Here is a 15,895-nt window from a genome sequence, read left to right on the forward strand (position 1 = left end):
GGCCACGGCTCTCCTTTGTATCGTGTAGGAATCTCGCCTACAGAATGGGATCGTATCTCAGTAAGAATGCCCCAAACGCCTTGTTAAAGCCGATCTTATGTCATTATATGTATTATGTCATTTCTTTCTGATTGTACACATGCCACATCGCTCTCTACATATACAGAGCCCATCTTTACAAGCGGTCAGTGGGTGCCGTAGAATCAGTTGTTTTTACTTGTATCTGAGTCCTTTTCTTGCTATTTTATAAGCTGCCGCATCATGTGAAGAGCAACCTAATCTTTTCATCACTTTTTTACCTTCTTTTGAAGTGTATCTTGGATTGACATACTTAAATGCTACACCTCGTCTTAAACATCTACTTTCTATAGCTTTCATATATTTAACAAATGGAAATCCCGATAACATTCGTTTATACTTCTTCGTCTGTCTTCTGAGATAAAGTTTTTTATGCTTAAAGTCAAGATTTTCAATGACGACCATTAAACCATTGATTTCAGCGTAATTCGTAATGTCTACAGCTACTTTATTTAACATGTCTTTTATTTGACTCGATGATTTTGAGTACATCTCATACTTTAATGTAAAATGGTTTATTGGATTTCCAAATCGGTCTACATGATAGCAATTAAGATGATTGACATTGAAATCAACACCTAATGCCCCTACATATGGGCTCGTAACTTCTTTTGGTGCTTCATATTCTAATGATGCATGAACATACCATATATCTCTTTTTCTTATGAATCGATAGGATACTGCTTGGTAGATCTTTTCAATTTTAAAGCCTTTATTCACACGATAGCCATAATGCTGTGTCACTTTTTCCATCATTTCGTTTCCATAATTGAAATCAACGTCCTTAATAGTCAAATACTGTCCATATTTTTTTTCTAAACATCTTGGTATTCTAAGCTTTAGTTCATCTCCAGAATATCTACAGTTTTGGTTACCATTTACTTCATCTTTCGAGCCTATACAGAAAAACATATGATTCCGAGCATTTACCCATTCTTGTTTCCATTCGCTATGGGATAAACCAGAAGGCTTAAATTGCTTCTTGAAGAGCTTTTTCGTGCCAAAGCAGACTCTAATAATGCCATTATCCAAATCATTTTCAAGTTTTATTAGTTTGTGTTGAAGATTGTCCAATTTACGTTTTTTATAATGTATATTACGATCTAATTGCTTCTTTTCTTTCACAAGATCTTTAAAATGTGTATCCGATTGTTTAAGGTCCTTTAAAGTCAAACCAATTTCTTTACTTTCTGATGTAAGTCTTTGTATGTCTTTACTTAAAAACTCAAGACGCATTTTCTTATCAGAAATCTCATCATTCATCAATTCTATTCTTGAATCAATAAGTCCACTTATATAACAATACAAACTATTAAACTGTCTGGCAAGTATACCATATTCTGATATGTATTTCTTTTTAAGTTGATTTCTTTTCATTTTTTTACATGCTAAATCAACAAAAAGTTTACGAGATAAACGCGACCAGAAATCGGCTATTTCATTCAGTACAGAATAATATGATTCTATTCTAATTTTCTCCTGGTAAGTGACATTAATAACAGACATAAAAAAATAACTCCTTTGAAAAATAACAAATAAATCTAGGAATTATTAATATAAGTAAACATATATAGAGAGAAAGTGCAAATTAGATAATAATAAAATAAATATACTTTATTATACCAGAAAAGACACCAGAACACAAGTTCGGAGCGTTTGAAAATTATAAAAATCATGTCAAAATTAATAAAAAAATGTTAATATACGCACACGTATGTTCGAAATCATTTTCTATGTTTTTCTGCATCCTTAAATGAAAAATTAATAGTAAGGTATCTTTTCTTTGACTAGACAGTAAGTCTTTCATAATCCTGTATAATGTTAGGTATGGTTGCCTGCCTGCAATAGAGAGGAAACTGAAATGAAGAAAGTACTTACTAAAGGTAACCATAAAAATTTAACTTATCAAGACAGAAAAGGCATTGAGGAAAGACTGAATAATAATTATACATTTAAGGCTATAGGTGAAGATCTTTGTCGAAATCCAAAAACAATATCACGTGAAATCAAACGAGGTAGTTTTACCAGAGAGAAGAATCATAAACTTCGTAAAGGGATTTGTGCTTATAAAGATGATTGTCAAATAACCAATTTGTGCTCTAGCACATATTGTAAAAAAGATATTCCATGTAGCAAATGTAAGATGAACATATGCTCACAATACTGTGACCAATATATGCCAGGTCAATGTAGCCACTTACTTAAACCACCTTATGTGTGTAACCCATGTAAAAAATATACGACATGTGGTTATGACAAAAGATGGTATCGTGCTAATCACGCGGATGATATGTACCATGAAAGGATGTCTCAGTCTCGTATAGGTATCGATTTGTCTCCTGAAGAGGTTTATTTACTAGATGAACTGATTACCCCTTTGCTTCTAAAAGGTCAGTCTATAACACATATTTACGCAACTCACGGTGATAAAATCAAATGCTCAAAACGTTCTTTATATAATTATATAGATCAAGGTGTTTTTAGAGTTAGAAACATTGATTTACCAAGAAAGGTGCGTTATAAACCTAGGAGAAAACAACAAGTATTCAAATTCGATCAGACCTATAGAGAAGGCAGAAGTTATACTGACTTTGAGTTGTTCATGAGTATGCATCCAAACTTAAATGTAGTTGAAATGGATGTCGTCGAAGGAAAAAAAGGTGGCAAAGTTTTTCTGACAATGCTTTTTAGAAATTGTAATTTAATGCTTATATTTTTGATGGATAAATCTACTCAGGCTGATGTCTTAAAGGTGTTTAATGACTTGACAGGTGTATTTGGTGTAGAAGGAATGAAGAAGTTATTCCCAGTAATTCTCACTGATAATGGAGGGTGCTTTAAAGACCCAGATTCACTTGAATCAGATGAGTATGGTGATTTAAGGACAAGGATATTTTATTGTGATCCTCATAAATCATATCAGAAAGGTAAGCTTGAGAAGAATCATGAATTCATACGTTACATACTTCCAAAGGGTAAAGCTTTTGATGAACTAACACAAGATAAAGTTACATTAATGGCAAATCATATCAATAGCGTAGTAAGAGCCAGTCTAAATGACAAAACACCATTTGAACTGGCTACATTGCTACTTGGTAGTGATACGCTAACCAAAATGAACTTAAATCATGTCCCTCATGATGATGTTCATTTAAAACCAAGTTTATTGAAATAATAGTATAAAAGTGCAGGCAGTCGGCTATCCAATAGCTTTAATTTGGTGAGTGGACCATAAGTCTTGCACGAACCCGGCCAGTTGCCTTTTTGCCATGCCTAAAATTCAACAAATTGGCTTTAATTAAGACTATTATACTTCAGTTAACTGAAAAAGTAAGTGCAAAATAGGATAATAACTCTTGCAGCTTTGTTAGAATGCCGATTAGTGACAATGAGTTCTGCAATCAACCTGTTTTTCTGCATTTTAACATATTTTACTATGTTTTTTGCAACTGCAGCTAACCCTCAAAATAAGGGTTTGAGTGATTTACAACGGGAGTTTTCTACAAATCGAAGGGAATAGAAAATCTTTGGAAGATTGTGTTAAGCAAGAAAAGATAATCATCTGGTCAATATGACGTAAGGTGTGAGATACTTATTTGCTGTTTAAATACAATAGCATCACTAGTTGTGTTGAGAATATCGAATAACTTTTTAAAAGGTGTCAGTTTAGGGTGATATCCCACACATTTTTTGTAGTATATAAAACTATGCATATCCAAAATATAATTTTGTCTTATACTGTTAAGTGGCTGTAATGTCGTTCTAATACTTGCTAATAGTATTAGAAAGTATTAGAATGGTATTAGAAAGTATTAGAATGGTATTAGAAAGTATTAGAATACTATCAATAGTATAAGGAGTGATTATCTTGTTTGCTGAAGACTTAAATAATGAATTCAAGAGGAAGTATGTAAAGGAACTTGCAAAAACTGTAGTTGCATTTGCAAATACCAATGGCGGTAAGATTTTTTTAGGAATAGACGATTCAGGTGATATAGTAGGCTTAGATAAACCAGATGATGAATTACTTAAGCTAACAAATACTATTAGAGATTCAATCTCTCCTGATGTAACACCTTTTATATCAAGTAAGTTTGAAAACTATGATGATAAAAAAGTCATTGTCTGCAGTGTGCAAAAGGGATCGGCATGTCCTTATTATCTGACTTCTAAAGGCTTACGACCTGAGGGAGTTTATGTAAGGCAAGGGGCGTCGTCCGTACCTGCTTCTCAGTCAACTATTTTAAAAATGATAAAAGAAACAGATGGTGATAGTTATGAAGAGCTTAGATCATTAAATCAGGAACTTACTTTTAACTATCTGAAATCTGAGTTTGAAAAAAATGATTTATATTTTGAAGAGCCACAAAAGAAAACACTTGGCATAATCGGCGATGATGGTTTATACACAAATTTAGCTTTGCTATTATCTGATCAGTGTAACCATTCTATTAAAGCAGCAGTTTTTGAAGGAACAAGTAAAAACCATTTTCTTGATAGATATGAGTTCGAAGGTTCTGTAATGAAGCAAATGAGAGAAGTCTATGCTTTTGTTGATCGATATAATAGGACTCAGTCGAGATTTGAAGGTATAGATAGAATAGATCTGCGAGAATACCCTGAAGAAGCCTTAAGAGAAGCCTTATTAAATTCAATTGTTCATAAAGATTACGGATTTGGAGCTTCTACTTTAGTTAGTGTTTTTGATGATAGAATTGAGATTTTAACGATTGGAGGGCTTGTTAAAGGCTTAACTAAAAATGATATTATGATAGGCACATCACTTTTGAGAAATAGAAAATTGGCTAATGTGTTCTACCGTATAAAATGGATAGAAGCTTACGGTACAGGTATTTTGAAAATCAAAGAAGCATATGATGATTACAAGTCTAAACCTGATATTACCATTACGGACAATGCATTTAAAGTTACATTACCGGCTATTAAGTTGTTAGACAAAGAGGCTAAGAAGTCTCTAAGTTTGAGTGAACAAAAAGTTCTTGATATGTTAAGTTCATCAGAATATGTTAAAAGATCAGAAGTTCAAAGGGTACTAGAAATATCGCAGCCTATGGCAGTTAAAGTCATAAGAGGTTTATTAGATAAAGAAGTTATTGAAAAAGTTGGTTCAGGTAAGAATGTAGTGTATAAATTATCAGATGAGATGTGACGATTTAATATTTCAGGACAAAAAGACTTATCTTAGGACATAAGTCTATGCTTTCATAGGATCATGTATTAATCTTAATCATGTGATGTGAAAGGAGACATTATGTCAGACTACAACAATGGTTACTTATACAGAAATAAAGAATCTGAAAAAGAAAGTTCAACTGCTAATCCTAAAGATCAGTCGATAGGTTTTGTAAAAACACTGCTTAGAGTGATTTTGGCAATAGTGGTTTTAGGACCTGTAGTTGTATATAATGCTACAATCTCAGATCTACTTGGTGTGTTTCTAATCATATTGTATGGTGTTTTATTTTATATATCAGGTATTATTTTACCTGATGAGAATGATGTTTGGAATGATTAATAGAAAAGCTCTGGCCTAGCCAGAGCTTTAATGAGCTGTAATTCTTTGTACAAAGAAGTCTGCATTAATGGATGTATCAATATCATAGTCATCATACTTCTTAAAAATGCTTGTTAATGAACTTAAACCATAACCTCGGTTATCTCCTTTAGAAGAGTAACCGATTTTTTTTATTTGACCTAGTTCCATACCATGCAAGTATGTGTTAGATATTTCTATCAGATCTTTATCAATGGTAATATGAATCCTCTTATCCTCAGTAGACTCACATGCCTCAATGGCATTGTCCATGAGGTTGCCGATGATCCTAACAATATCTTGGTCTTCAAAAGAAAAACTGTATGAAAAGAGATCCAGTGATACTGTTATAGCTTTTTCTTCACAAACCAGGAGTTTGTTAAAGAGGATACTTTTTAATGAGGTGTTTTTGATGATGGCAAGTTTATTAATCATATGGTACTGATGAAGCATAGAGGTATCTAAAGAATCTGTATCAAGAAGCTTCTTTGCTCTTTCGTAATCTCCTTCAGCGAGACAACCATTAAGAGCAATTTTAAGGTTGTGATGGTCATGTCTAAAAAGCCTCATTTCATTATACAGTTCTTCTACTGACTTTACATATCTGTTGAGTTCGTCTTGTCTTCTTATGAGTTTATTGGTCATTAAAATTCTTTTGTGTTTGCTATGAAAATTAAGACCAATAATGATGATGACAGCTAGTAGAAAGACAAATGAATAGACAGAATACATGATGTAAGAATCATAACTCAATATATCTTTGAGTCGCATTGTCACGAATGTGACAATTGTAAAAGGTGACATTAAAATGATGATTTCTAGAAAGATCATCTTATTTTCTTTTAGATCAGGTAGCTGGTCTATTTTATTTTGCTTAAAGGCAATTAGAATCATGTAAATGATTAAAAACACAAGTGCCAAAAAGAGCATAATCTGTCTATTGGCATGCAGTGAAAAGGTATGAAAGCCTTCTATAACAATATCGTTGATTTGAAGTGAAATATAGTAGAACAAATATGAGGTGATAACCAGTCCTGAAAAGAAGATATAGTTAGATGATACATGGCTTTCAGAATGCTTAGTTACTGACATATAAACAATCTTAAAAAATGATGTAATAAATAAAAATGTTAATGATAATAAGAGTCCCCAGAAATATACACAGGAAATATAATAGACGAGACCTGTGAAGTTAAAGAGTTCACTGGTATCAGAAAATACATAAGCGATTGAGCCACCAATAGTTGTCCAAGTAAGTTCGTTGTTATTCAGTTGAGAAACAACCCACTGGTGATTGATTAATAGGGATAAAAGAAAAACGAGTATGAAAGCCCCCAGTTGTAAGAACTTATTTTTAAAAATATTCAAGTCATTTTCTTTTAAAACACTTAGATAAGACGTTAAAATTTTTACATTAAAAATAATCCCTACCCCTGTAAGCCAGAGGGCAGGAAAGTCTTCTAGAAATCCTGTAGTTGTATGAGAACCTACCAATGTTCTTCCTATCAAGTTAAGAAACAAGAGCAAGATAATAGGTAGGGTAGAATATAAAAATGTTTTTAAAGTGTATGTCTTACTCATCTTATTCCTTACTTAGTAGGCTCATTGGCTTTGGTACAAACTTAGAAGACAAGTCACATGACTTGTGTTCAGAAAAGACGGCCTGGTAGGGCTTCTTAGAAATTTTAATTTCTTTGATTTTATCTTTGTTTAGTACAAATGACTTATGACATCTTATAAAGTTATCAGGTAAGTTTTCTTCTAACTCCTTAATAGTGCCTGATATTAAAATGGCATCTTCTAAGGTATGTAATATAAGTTGTCGTTTCTTATGAGATGTTTCAAAACAGACAATGTCATTTATAGGTATGGTTTTGAGAACACCCATGGTCTTATAGGTATACAAAACTTCATCACATCTTGAGAGTTGGTTTTGAGTGATCTGTTTTAAAGTTCCTCTGATATGGTCTTTATAATCAGGCGCAGCCTTATCTATAAAGTTCATGGCTCTTAGGTAATAACCATATGAGATTTGAGCCATCTCTTTATGAGAGGTTAAGATGATGATATGTCCATCGTGGTCATACTTTCTAATCTCTTTGGCCAGATCTAGTCCAGTAAAGTTTGTTTTTAAATCAATGTCTACAAAGTAAATGTTGGTTTTACTATTATTAAATGGATGATTGTCTTTAAAATCCTTAAAGCCTCCATCAATCTTATAAAACTTATCAATTTTAAAGACGTTAGATGTAGCTGAGTAGGTCTCAATTAAAGATGAAACTTCATTTATGTTAACAATATTGTCGTCTATCAAATAAACAGTATACATTTTGCCTCCAATCCGCTCTTTAAATATAGCATAAGGAAAATAATTGGACAATAAGAGTGGCATCTTTAGACAGTATAAAAGTGGTTGAATAAGAGTTAGAAATAAATAGTCATTTTCAAAAGTTCCATATGTTACGACGCTGGTGGATTATCATACCGCCTAAAATTGGTAATGATTAGTAACTTGCTGGTGCTATTTATCGAAGTTTCTTTGTAGATATGGTAGAAATGTGGTAGAATATCGGTAGAAAGAAAATCAACCGATGCACTTCTGGAGGCCTTTATGATGAAAAGTATGATGAGTGGAGAAAGTAAATATGTAGAATACAAAGTAACATATTCGAAGACATTTTTAAAAACAGTGAGTGCTTATGCGAATTATCATAGTGGTACGATCGTATTTGGTATCAATGATGATGGAGAAGTAATTGGAGTTGATAAGGTTGATAGTTTGAAACTTTCCATAGAACATGCAATTCATGATGCAATAGATCCAGTTCCTTACTATGATATAAATGTAGCAGAAGAAGATGGTAAGACATTAGTGTTATTAAATGTATATAAAGGTGAACATACACCATATAATTATTCTGGAAAGCCGTACCAACGTAAGGATACTTCTTCTGTACAAGTGGATAGGATTAGTCATAGAGAGTTAATTTTAAATGGCCAAAACATGGGATTTGATGAGTTGGAATATAGAGATGATAATCTTTCTTTTGCATTCTTACGAAGTAGGTTAAAGCAGTTCATGGGTATAGATAATCTTACCGATGATTTACTTAGGACACTTGAGTTAAAAAAAATCAGTAATTTCGTTAATGCAGCAGCTTTATTGTCTGATTTTAATCCAATAAAATCATCTGTTATTAATATGATTGCTTATAAAGATGATACTGTAAGAGAAATTATTGATAGAGAAGTCTTAGAGACAATATCTTTAGTTGAGCAGTATGAAGCGTGTCTAAGGTTTTATAGAAAACACATTAATACATCCGAGAAGATACAAGGGCCGTATAGAGAGACTGTTGAAGAAGTACCATTAGTTGCATATAGAGAGGCAATAACTAACGCAATTATCCATAGAGATTATTTAAGAGGAGCGGCAATTAGGATTCAGGTATTTTCCAATCGTATAGAAATTGTTTCTCCCGGTTCTCTACCGATTGGATTATCGGTAGATGAATATGAAATCGGTAATATATCTATTGTGAGAAATCGAATTATTGCCGATGTATTCAGGAGATTAGGCATTGTAGAAAAATTTGGAACTGGTATACAGCGTATTAAAGAATACTATCGTGATTTATCTGAACAACCTAAATTTATGGTATATGATAATAGTGTGACAGTTGTTCTACCTAGAAATACAGAAGTGTCTAGAGTATCACAAAAGACGACAAAGGTTGTGGCTAACATGACGGAAAGAGAGCAACGTGTTTATCTTCTATTGCAAGAAAAAGAATCGGTAACAAGGGCAGAAATTGAACAAGTATTACAGTTGAAACGTAGTCAATCTGGCGAATTGCTAAAATCTATGAAAGAAAAGGATGTCATTCTTATGATTGGAAGTGGAAGAAATACTAAATATACATTAAAAGGTTGATAAAAATCGGTAGTGTTTATACTACCGATTTTACTTTGCTATAAATGGATTATTTAAGCATACTAATAGGCACTTGAAAATAATTAAATTGCTGCGCAAAACTAACTTCAGTCTTATGAAAAAAAACAGGATTTAATTTTTCCTTTTTAGATTTAGAATTTCATACTTGGAATGAGTTAAATTACGCTATCCTTATATAGTTTTTTTATCCTATAATTTGTAATTGTGTTAAAATAAGATGTTGGTTGTTAAAATGATATACGAAAAATACGAGATTAACTAGTGTCATTGAATGAGATACATAGGTATGATACTCACTTGACAAAAGAGGTGAAAATGCAAAAGAATATAATCAGAATAGCGCTAATAGTGCTGTGTTTAGCAAGTTATTTAACTTATAGTGTCATTCACGCAAACACTCTTAGAAGTGAATTAATAGCCCATATAAATAAACCGAATCTTAATTTTGTAGAAGAACATAAAAGAGAGCTTTTAAGGCATTCATACTTTAGTTCTGACAACCTTCAAAGCGTTTATGATAAGAAGTTTAATGATGGTACTTGGTCCTTGGTTAAAATGCTAGATAAGGCTGTAGAGTACAGGCATCTTTATGGTCAACTGCCAATCATAGAAAGTGGTAGTATAGAAGTTACACTTGATGACTATCTGATAGACTATTTTTTAGAGGAAGTAGTAGGTGGAGACGTGGTAAAGTCAAGCCTATATAATCTAGAAGAAATTACCCAAAATGTTGGTTTTAAAAGTGCTGATGAACTTCTTAGGGACTGCTACCATTTAAATATGAGTCTTTTTCTAAATAGTCAATTAAGTCATGAAGAAGTGATTGACTTCCATAGTAAGTTAGAAGCATTTACAGGGGTATTAGAAACTTCTCCTTCTCAGATGTTTACAGAATCTATGCCTGACTTACTCAGTCAATATACCACTTATAAGGAGTATGAGTCAGCTAGAGAAAAGATGAAGGCTTTAAGTCATGACGTGAATGAAAAAGACTTTTATAATGCCATTAAGTCAATTTCTAATCTGATGGATGCACCTTTGACACCAAGCTATACTATTAATGACCTTGATTTCAAGTCAGATTCTAATACATTTATCATTCCTCTTGAAGATGTAAAACTAATAAGAGACAAAGGTCTTGATCGTGAAAAGATGGCCAATGAATTCTATGATTATCTTGATAAAGATAATAGGGTCATTAGCCAAACACTTGAAAGCAACAAGGTATACTACATCGTATCAGCCAATGACTATTTGCATATTGATCAAATTGAAATCGTCTATACTTTTGATGGAGATTATGGCCAGTTTTTTTATGGTAATGATAGTGAAGAGGTTCTTAATAAAAGAATCAAAGAACTCGGATACGGCTCAAATTATCTAGAAAAATACGATATAACTTATTTAGACAATCTGTCAGATATTCAGCTAGACGAATATCGTAGTGTTGTCAACGGGGTACTTGGAAACTATGGTGAAATCATAATGCCTATTATGATTTCTAATAAGGTGACTCATTATTTTCATGTTGAAGATGGTCGTTATTATACCAAAACAAAATTAATGTTTGATCCACTTGTTGATACGAGCGATATGATGTCAGATATCACTTTTTATGCTGTTGAGAAGGTAAGCAGTGATCAAATGGAAATTGCGGGTCTAGCCATGCCATCAGGTATTCTTATTATTCAAGATAGTCTGAGTATGAACAAGAGTGCTAAATCTACCATTCACCACGAAATCATGCACCAAATTGATCGCTATTATAATAACAGACATAACATCCGTTTATATCTGAGTCACCCAGATTTCAAGTACCTTGATAAGCGTGACCTGTCTAAAGAAGACTATGTAAAAACTTTTAAGACTGAGAATTTTTCTTCTAAGAGTGTCCTTTCTAGATTGGACTACGGTATGACGTCTTATTATTCTGGGCTTAATAAGCAAGAACATTTAGCAGAACTCTGGTCAGATTTAGTGATGAACTATGACTTATACGAAGATGAATTTAATAAACATCCTGCATTTGATGAAAATGTAAACAAACTTATCATATTCATGAATGAAATCATAGAAACGGTAGATGGTGATAAGATTGAAACTGTTGAAGACCTGTTGAGGTTTGATGGAGACATTACTAAGTAAGAGATCATCAGACCCTATTTTATGATAACAGACCCTATGTTTGTATTTTAGTATCAAAACTTAAACTACTTGCGTACTGTTAGTAGGAAATTATAAAGAAGATGTCAAGATGAATGGAGCAAAAATGAAAAGAGTCATCATAGTCTTAATATTGTTAAGCGTACTTGTATCTTGTTCAAGTCCTGAAGTTAAAGAAAATACTGAATCGAAAAAAGTAGATGATGAAATACTTGATGAAAGAGTAGTAAACATTGATCCACTCGTTCAATATGCCATGAACAACATTGATTTTGAGTTTGTGTCTGATTCAGGTCATTATACAGATTACAAGAGAATCTCAAAATCAAACTATAGCAATAAAGATATGATTAGAGATATTGAAGCTTTGAGTCAGCTCATAGAGGACCAAGACTTCGCTCAGTTAAGAGATAAAATCCTAACCATACCTGATTACAACAACTTGATGAGAGAAGTAAAAATTAATTATATCGTGCCAATACTCATGCATGAAAATAATTATCTAGATGCACTGAGGATTGTTTACAAGAAAGAACAAATAGAGACCAAAGAAGACAGGTTTTTATTCGATATCATCTACCTGATGAGATACATGTATGTCAACAATGACCTAGATTATGCCATAGCTCTAGTAGACAAGCTTAAGGAAGAGTTTCCTAAAGGGAATGTTTCCTATGTATGGTTTGCAATATCACCGAGACAATATGAAGTTTTAAATAATACAGGGATTGTTTATCCACCAAATCAAGATGGTGATAGAAATATCTTATGGCGTTATTTAGTAGATAATTATCCTGATGATCGTCATATAGATTACGCTTATTACTTTTTAGGAGACTACCAAAAGATCATTGATGACTATCCTGAATCAGTCTTACTTGAAAAGGCAATATATGCCCGTGCTGATAAGTTATCTAATGCTGTAAGAAGGGCCATCTACAATGATAAAGAAACACTAGATAGAGTTGATCTAGCACTTGCTAAAGACTACTATCAAGACTATTTAAGGACCTATCCAGATTCAAAGTACGCTTATAGAGCTGTATCAGACATCAAGTCTTTATGTAGGACCATGTGCTGGCATTACGGAGAAGATGACCATTACTATGACTTTTTAGAAGCCATCAAGGAAATGGATTATGATAAGCGCTATTATAGCAGATATTCTATCACTGAATCCATACTCTACTCACTTAAATATGAATATATAGGCAGTAATCATCTAATCGAAGTATCTAACAAGGCAAAAGCCTTTTTAGAGGATGAAGATGTTTATTCTTATAACAAATACTTTATATGGAGTGGCCTTGCTAACAATGCCTTTTACAAGGGTGAGTTAGAATTAGCAGACATGTATTTTAGTAAAATTGAAAAGTATGACTATGATGAGTTTGATTTGTACAGGTTGATTGTCTTATCAGAACTTAAGCCACTTCTTGGTAAAGAAGACAAGGAAGCACTGTTTGAAAAAGCAGAAATACTAAGAGACCATGAAGAGTACTATGCTTCCGTATACATCTATAATAAGTTAATAAAGTTAAAGCTATCTGATGAAGAGCTTAGTAAGGCATATATGTTAAGAGCATCTTCTTCTAAGAAAAACAGGGTTTATGATGAAATGTTAGAATCCTATGAGTATATATTTGACCATCTAGACAAAACTGTTTTTGCTGATGATGCTCTAGCAGAAATTGGAGTTCATTATTTGTTGACTGAAAAAGACTATGATAAGGCTAGAGAGATATTTAGACAAGTCATAAAAAAATATCCAGAGACCAATGCAGTTAACAATGCTTACAACTGGATTGCCTGGTCTTACTTACAGGAAAAAGATTATGAGCATGCCTTAACGGCATACGAAGAATTAAAAGACAAGTTTCCAACCAACAGGTTTGGAAGAAATGCTGTCCCTAATATTAAAAAGATAAAGGAAAAACTAGAAGCAGAAGACTAAGGAAGCTTAACCTTATAGGATCTTATGAAGTGTCTATTGAACATAAGTATGAAGCACGTGAGGAATTTAGTATAATCACTGATAAACCTTCAAGAATCATAATAGATACATCTGAATCAAGTAACGAAAACCTTGTTTTAGCAGCAAGAAGGAATTATGCAATGGAAAGTCTATACGACCTAAAAGAAAAAGCAGTATTAATGATTTCATCACAACTACTAGGCCTATTCTGAATAATCTTTTCTATCACAAAGATGGCACATGCACCTAAGAAACATGTGACAAAGATTGAATCTGTTGGATGGCAAGTACTTCTGCTGCGGCTGTAAATAGATACCAACCTCTAAGAGTTATTTTGTAGTTGGATCAAGTGAAGTAGATGCCTACTAAAGCAAGCATGGTTAAGGAGAGTTATATGAAGACAAATAGATTAATTCAGTTACTTACAATTGTTCTTATTCTTAGCTCTTGTGATTCTAACTTAGATTTGAGTACTGGAAATAATCTTGTGGAAGTTGATACATCAATAAGTGAAAACATCGAAAATTTGGAAGTTCCAAAAGCATTGAATGATAAAACTAGCTGGTTTGAAGAGTTTGAGAACATTGAAGCGATATCTTTTCTTGATAATATAGACTCAAGCATTTATGATACTATGATATTCGAGTCAAAGGATACTGACTACAATAATAGAGTGATCAATACTTATTTAATAGAAAGAGGCGTTCAGCCTAGTAAGCCGGAGGGTGAAATCAATAGAGGAGATTTAACATTAGGTCAGTACTACCTTGATGGACTGGGGAATAAAATAATCATTATTCTAAGAGTTTGGAATCTTGAGTTGGAACCCGAGGAAGTTTATATTGCTTGTATTACTTTTGATTTGGACCAGGTAAAAGAGAAAAGTTTTATCCAGTACGATTATAATAAGAACAATCAATTAATCAAAGAGATCTTATATAGCGAAGATGGTGATGCACTTGCAGATATTGAGTATATGAGGAGTCGTCAATTTCCTTTTTCCATAATAAAGACATTTAAGAGCTATAACAATGATTATAATCATGTATCTGAAATATTGAATAGAAATGAAAAGTTTTGGTTTTACAAAGAAAGAATGCATCAAAGTGAAGATGGTCGACCGATTGATTATGTTGGTGATGTATTTTACATTAATCAAAATGAAGCGTTTGAGGCCAACAAGGATCAATTGACATTTTATTATAACCAACAGAATCAATTAGAAAGCATCAGAGGTAGTCTAGTTAACAAGGACTTCTATAAAGATAAAAATGAAAAAGAAACTTATGATTCTATGGCTAAGATAGACTTAAATTACAGCTCAAGTGGCTATATAGATTATATCAAGTATTCATTACCAGCATTAATCTATGGTAGTTATGACAGTATGGGAGAAATCTTTTGCGATGATACTGGAAGAATGATATACAATTCTTATTATGTGACACACGGTAGCGTAGAAGAGTTTTACTTTTATAAAGAAAGTGAAGATAAGCCATTTATATGCCTTATGTTCGACAGCATGCCTATAACAGGTGAAGATAAAGACGGCTTAACATACATGTATGGCAACTATTCTGAAATGTATATGTTTGATAATATGGATGAATAAGCAGACTCTATTGTAATAATAAACTAGACCAGTTATAATTATTCTCCAATGGATGGAAATCCTTATTCATTCGGAATTAAAGATATAATCTGGTAAGAGGATGGGAATATGAGTTATAATTTAAACTTGATTAGGTGCCAATCCTATAAGGATTATCTTGTAAATGCCTTTACTGAAATATCCGTTGAAGAATGGAAAACTTACTTAATCAATAGAGAGGATTTTAGTTATAAAGAAACCTTAGTGATTGTAAATAGCATGAATGATTCAGAAATTTCAATGTCTGGTCATTTTGGACTGACGCAGATAGGTAATGAATCACTATGCTTCTCACTTTCAGGTGGAAGAATAACAATACCCTATAATGAAAGTGCAAAGAATTTCATTATACAGGTTGGGATAGATCTAGGAGCAAAGTGTTATGGCGATGAAGGTGAAGAGTATGAACTTTCAAAAGAAAAAAGTAAAAGCAAGTTCACTTTGAAGAGTTTCTTTAAAGGTTGATTCACGACATAGAAAGTAGTAAACTAAATACTACTAAAAAAAGAAGATTTAAGA

Annotated in this window: 12 protein-coding genes; 9 read left to right on the plus strand and 3 right to left on the minus strand. The window is 32.6% G+C overall.

The features are described 5' to 3' along the window. Window positions 1-213 precede the first annotated feature (213 nt). Window positions 214-1,584: an IS200/IS605 family accessory protein TnpB-related protein gene (locus tag EZV73_RS07440; RefSeq protein WP_240839624.1), complete on the minus strand. Its 1,371-nt coding sequence runs from the start codon at window positions 1,582-1,584 to the stop codon at window positions 214-216. Window positions 1,585-1,939: 355 nt separating this feature from the next. On the opposite strand from EZV73_RS07440, the gene EZV73_RS07445 reads away from it, so the two are divergent. The 3 genes from EZV73_RS07445 (at window position 1,940) to EZV73_RS07455 (ending at window position 5,614) form a co-directional block, all read left to right on the plus strand. Further along, window positions 1,940-3,253: an IS30 family transposase gene (locus EZV73_RS07445; RefSeq protein WP_240839625.1), complete on the plus strand. Its 1,314-nt coding sequence runs from the start codon at window positions 1,940-1,942 to the stop codon at window positions 3,251-3,253. A gap of 693 nt (window positions 3,254-3,946) precedes the next feature. Further along, complete coding sequence (locus tag EZV73_RS07450) at window positions 3,947-5,248, plus strand: RNA-binding domain-containing protein (protein ID WP_255812977.1); 1,302 nt, start codon at window positions 3,947-3,949, stop codon at window positions 5,246-5,248. Window positions 5,249-5,350: 102 nt separating this feature from the next. Further along, on the plus strand, window positions 5,351-5,614 hold the full coding sequence (locus EZV73_RS07455) for a hypothetical protein (RefSeq protein WP_240839627.1): 264 nt from the start codon (window positions 5,351-5,353) through the stop codon (window positions 5,612-5,614). A 27-nt stretch (window positions 5,615-5,641) separates the two neighbouring features. Here the strand turns inward: EZV73_RS07455 and EZV73_RS07460 are convergent, their stop codons facing one another. Then, window positions 5,642-7,213 carry a sensor histidine kinase gene (locus EZV73_RS07460; protein WP_240839628.1) on the minus strand — a complete coding sequence of 524 codons (1,572 nt, stop codon included), beginning with the start codon at window positions 7,211-7,213 and terminating at the stop codon, window positions 5,642-5,644. A 1-nt stretch (window position 7,214) separates the two neighbouring features. After that, complete coding sequence (locus tag EZV73_RS07465) at window positions 7,215-7,961, minus strand: LytTR family DNA-binding domain-containing protein (protein ID WP_240839629.1); 747 nt, start codon at window positions 7,959-7,961, stop codon at window positions 7,215-7,217. Window positions 7,962-8,243: 282 nt separating this feature from the next. Between EZV73_RS07465 and EZV73_RS07470 the strand changes: the two genes are divergently transcribed. The 6 genes from EZV73_RS07470 (at window position 8,244) to EZV73_RS07495 (ending at window position 15,841) form a co-directional block, all read left to right on the plus strand. Next, window positions 8,244-9,566 carry an RNA-binding domain-containing protein gene (locus EZV73_RS07470; protein WP_240839630.1) on the plus strand — a complete coding sequence of 441 codons (1,323 nt, stop codon included), beginning with the start codon at window positions 8,244-8,246 and terminating at the stop codon, window positions 9,564-9,566. A gap of 336 nt (window positions 9,567-9,902) precedes the next feature. After that, window positions 9,903-11,732, plus strand: coding sequence for a hypothetical protein (locus EZV73_RS07475; protein ID WP_240839631.1), 1,830 nt, complete (start codon window positions 9,903-9,905; stop codon window positions 11,730-11,732). A gap of 124 nt (window positions 11,733-11,856) precedes the next feature. Then, window positions 11,857-13,704: a tetratricopeptide repeat protein gene (locus EZV73_RS07480; RefSeq protein WP_240839632.1), complete on the plus strand. Its 1,848-nt coding sequence runs from the start codon at window positions 11,857-11,859 to the stop codon at window positions 13,702-13,704. Window positions 13,705-13,733: 29 nt separating this feature from the next. Next, a complete protein-coding gene (locus EZV73_RS07485) occupies window positions 13,734-13,937 on the plus strand; it encodes a hypothetical protein (RefSeq protein ID WP_240839633.1) in 204 nt (67 codons plus the stop codon). Window positions 13,938-14,119: 182 nt separating this feature from the next. Beyond that, window positions 14,120-15,337: a hypothetical protein gene (locus EZV73_RS07490; RefSeq protein ID WP_240839634.1), complete on the plus strand. Its 1,218-nt coding sequence runs from the start codon at window positions 14,120-14,122 to the stop codon at window positions 15,335-15,337. A gap of 108 nt (window positions 15,338-15,445) precedes the next feature. Continuing rightward, the gene (locus EZV73_RS07495) at window positions 15,446-15,841 is read left to right on the plus strand and encodes a hypothetical protein (protein WP_240839635.1); all 396 of its coding nucleotides are present in this window, start codon (window positions 15,446-15,448) and stop codon (window positions 15,839-15,841) included. The last annotated feature ends 54 nt before the right edge of the window (window positions 15,842-15,895 follow it).

Origin of the sequence: Acidaminobacter sp. JC074, from assembly GCF_022496765.1 — a bacterium.
Lineage (GTDB): Bacteria > Bacillota > Clostridia > Peptostreptococcales > Acidaminobacteraceae > JABXKX01.

What these genes read in the sequence shown, in the direction of transcription:
- EZV73_RS07495 (WP_240839635.1), top strand. Translation starts at nt 15,446, where the DNA reads ATGAGTTATAATTTAAACTTGATTAGGTGCCAATCCTATAAGGATTAT.
- EZV73_RS07470 (WP_240839630.1), top strand. Translation starts at nt 8,244, where the DNA reads ATGATGAAAAGTATGATGAGTGGAGAAAGTAAATATGTAGAATACAAA.
- EZV73_RS07480 (WP_240839632.1), top strand. Translation starts at nt 11,857, where the DNA reads ATGAAAAGAGTCATCATAGTCTTAATATTGTTAAGCGTACTTGTATCT.
- EZV73_RS07440 (WP_240839624.1), bottom strand. Translation starts at nt 1,584, where the DNA reads ATGTCTGTTATTAATGTCACTTACCAGGAGAAAATTAGAATAGAATCA.
- EZV73_RS07460 (WP_240839628.1), bottom strand. Translation starts at nt 7,213, where the DNA reads ATGAGTAAGACATACACTTTAAAAACATTTTTATATTCTACCCTACCT.
- EZV73_RS07445 (WP_240839625.1), top strand. Translation starts at nt 1,940, where the DNA reads ATGAAGAAAGTACTTACTAAAGGTAACCATAAAAATTTAACTTATCAA.
- EZV73_RS07475 (WP_240839631.1), top strand. Translation starts at nt 9,903, where the DNA reads ATGCAAAAGAATATAATCAGAATAGCGCTAATAGTGCTGTGTTTAGCA.
- EZV73_RS07465 (WP_240839629.1), bottom strand. Translation starts at nt 7,961, where the DNA reads ATGTATACTGTTTATTTGATAGACGACAATATTGTTAACATAAATGAA.
- EZV73_RS07455 (WP_240839627.1), top strand. Translation starts at nt 5,351, where the DNA reads ATGTCAGACTACAACAATGGTTACTTATACAGAAATAAAGAATCTGAA.
- EZV73_RS07490 (WP_240839634.1), top strand. Translation starts at nt 14,120, where the DNA reads ATGAAGACAAATAGATTAATTCAGTTACTTACAATTGTTCTTATTCTT.